This window comes from Leisingera sp., assembly GCF_982940295.1.
This window is the reverse complement of sequence record NZ_CEYXRG010000044.1, coordinates 1-2781: the sequence shown is the minus strand read 5'-3', so window position 1 is coordinate 2781 and position 2781 is coordinate 1. Positions and strand designations below refer to the sequence as shown.

Annotated in this window: 2 protein-coding genes; one reads left to right on the top strand and one right to left on the bottom strand. The window is 62.1% G+C overall.

What is annotated here, in order from left to right; translation table 11 throughout:
• Positions 1-1488: extracellular solute-binding protein (locus tag AC4HIX_RS20740; protein WP_490400340.1), on the bottom strand; the 1488-nt coding region annotated here is incomplete at its 3' end.
• A gap of 427 nt (positions 1489-1915) precedes the next feature.
• Here AC4HIX_RS20740 and AC4HIX_RS20735 point away from each other — a divergent pair.
• The gene (locus tag AC4HIX_RS20735; RefSeq protein ID WP_490400339.1) at positions 1916-2689 is read left to right on the top strand and encodes a 3-hydroxybutyrate dehydrogenase; all 774 of its coding nucleotides are present in this window, start codon (positions 1916-1918) and stop codon (positions 2687-2689) included.
• The last annotated feature ends 92 nt before the right edge of the window (positions 2690-2781 follow it).

The following is a 2781-nucleotide window of genomic DNA, read 5'->3' as shown; positions in this document are numbered from 1 at the left end:
GGCGGCGGGGCTGTCCATCCCCATCAGGTTTCGGCTGCCGGGCTGGGAAACCCCGTCGCTGCCCCAATAGTAGCGCTGCTCGTTGCCGGGGCTCAGCGACAGTTCCCGGCGGTAGCGGGTCAGGTCGAAGTCATAGGCGTTTTCGCGCTCCACATATTGCGCGTTGTCGACAGTTTCGGCGGTGAGGGTTATGCCCAGACGCTCCAGCGCCCGGGCGTAGATTTCCGTCACCGTCTTCATCTCGCCGTCGCCCTGGCGGATCAGCACGGTGAGGTCCAGCGCTTGTCCTTCACTATTGCGCAGCACCCCACCGGTGACGGTCCAGCCTGCGTCTTCCAGCAATTTCATGGCCTTGCGCAGGTTGCCGCGGTTGCGCTTGCTGCCGTCGCCCTGGGGCAGGGTATAGCCGTCCAGCGTGCCGGGCAGCAGGCTGTCCGCAAACGGCTCCAGCAGCGCGCGCACCTTGCCGCTGGCCGCCCCCGGCTGCAGTCCCAGTGCCGAGCCGGAGAAATAGGAGGTGATGCGCGGCTGCACGCCGCCGGTCACGGTGCCGTTGATGTATTCGAAGTTGAATGCCAGCAGCAGCGCCTCGCGCACGCGCCAATCATCCAGCGGCGCACGGCGCGTATTCATCACCAGTCCGGTCATACCGGAAGGGCGCTGGTGCGGGATCTCGCTTTTGACCACATCGCCGCGGGTGACGGCCGGGAAGCTGTAGACACTGTCCCATTTGTCGGCATTGAACTCGCGCACCGCGCTCAACTCGCCCGCCTTGAAGGCTTCGAACAGCACGGTCTCGTCGCCGAAGAAGTCGATGCGCATCTCGTCGAAATTCTGGGTGCCGCGCTGCAGGGGCAGGTCCTTGCCCCAGTAATCCGGATTGCGGCGCAGGGTCACAAAGCGGCCCGGCTCATAGGCGCTGACCACATAGGCCCCGGTGCCGATGGGCGCGCCCTCGACGGTGGCGCTGGCAAAATCCTTGCCCTCCCACTGCGCCTTTTTCAGGATCGGGCGCATTCCGGCGATCAGGGCCAGCTCGCGGTCCTCAGTGTTGAAGGTCAAGCGCAGGCTGCGCGGGCCGGTCTGTTCGATCCGCTCTACCTTGGCCCAGAATCCGCGGTAACGGGGATGCCCTTGGGTGCCGAGCGTTTCATAGGACCAAATCACATCCTCGATGGTGACCGGGCTGCCGTCGGAGAATCGTGCCTCTTCCCGCAGGGTGAATTCCACCCAGGAGCGGTCCTCCGGCACCTCAATCGATTCGGCCAGGAGGCCGTACAGGGTGAAAGGTTCGCCCCACGAGCGGCCCATCAGGCTTTCGTATCCCCAGAACCTCAGCTGCCAGGGAGAGGTCCCTTTGAGGGTGAACGGGTTCAGAGAGTCAAAGCCGCCGGTGTTGCCAAAGACCACCTTGCCGCCTTTGGGGGCATCGGGGTTGGCGTAGGGCAAAGACACAAAATCCGGTGGCAGGGCGGGGTCCCCGTACATAGCTATGCCATGCGCCGATTCTGCCTGCGCGGAATTCGCGGCAAATGCCAAGGTGATTCCAGCCAGTGCCGTGCGAAGATTCAGGAAATTTTCTTTTCGCAGTTTCACAACAATCCCGCTCTGCCCTTATTTTCTTGCCTCTGCACGCTACGTGCGCTTTTTCGTCTTTTCAAACTTTTAGCTTGGACGAAAGCCGGAAATTGCTTATAAAGAGATCACTGCTCGATAGGTTTCTTGCCTGTATGAAACCTGCCTCAATAACTAACGCCCGCCTTGTGCGGGCGTTTTTTTCTGGCCTGTTTCCCTTCCGTTTTGACCGCAAATGCCCCTGCGTTCCGCCGGGGCTCTGCGTCGTCTTACGCGTTCCCTTTGCATCTGCAGCATGGCACAGTGGCGCCAGTTTCATTGAGCCAAAGCGGAGAAGCTGATGTCCTTGCAAGGGAAGACTGCCGTCATCACCGGATCGAATTCAGGCATTGGCCTGGGGGTTGCACGCGAACTGGCGCGGGCAGGGGCCAATGTGGTGCTGAACTCCTTCACCGACCGGGAGGAAGACCACGCGCTGGCTGAAGAGCTGGCCAATGAGTTCGGCGTCCAGGCACAGTACGTCCAGGCCGATATGTCCAAGGGTGCCGACTGCCGGGCGCTGATCGAAAAGGCCGGGTCCTGCGATATCCTTGTGAACAATGCTGGCATTCAGCATGTCGCGCCGATCGACGAATTTCCGCAGGACAAGTGGGATGCGATCATCGCCATCAACATGAACTCGAACTTCCACACCATGGCGGCGGCCCTGCCCATGATGCGGGCCGCGGGCTGGGGGCGGATCGTCAACATCGCCTCTGCGCACGGATTGACGGCCTCGCCCTACAAAGCGGCTTATGTGGCAGCGAAGCATGGAGTCGTGGGCATGACCAAGACGGTGGCTCTGGAAACCGCCGAAGAGCCGATCACCTGCAATGCGATCTGCCCGGGCTATGTGCTGACGCCGCTGGTGGAGGCGCAGATTCCGGACACTATGGAGAAATACAGCATGGGCCGGGAAGAGGTGATCAAGAAGGTGATGCTGGAGCGCCAGCCGAGCCGCGAGTTCGCCACTGTCGAGCAGCTGGGCGGCACTGCTGTGTTCCTGTGCTCGGACGCGGCGGCGCAGATCACCGGCACCGCGATCAGCGTCGACGGCGGCTGGACCGCGCTGTAACCGCACTATGAGGAGGTGAGAGGGGGCCGGCCCCCTCTTGGCCTGGCGGCCAATTCACCCCCGGGATATTTTCAGCCAGATGAAGAGGCGGA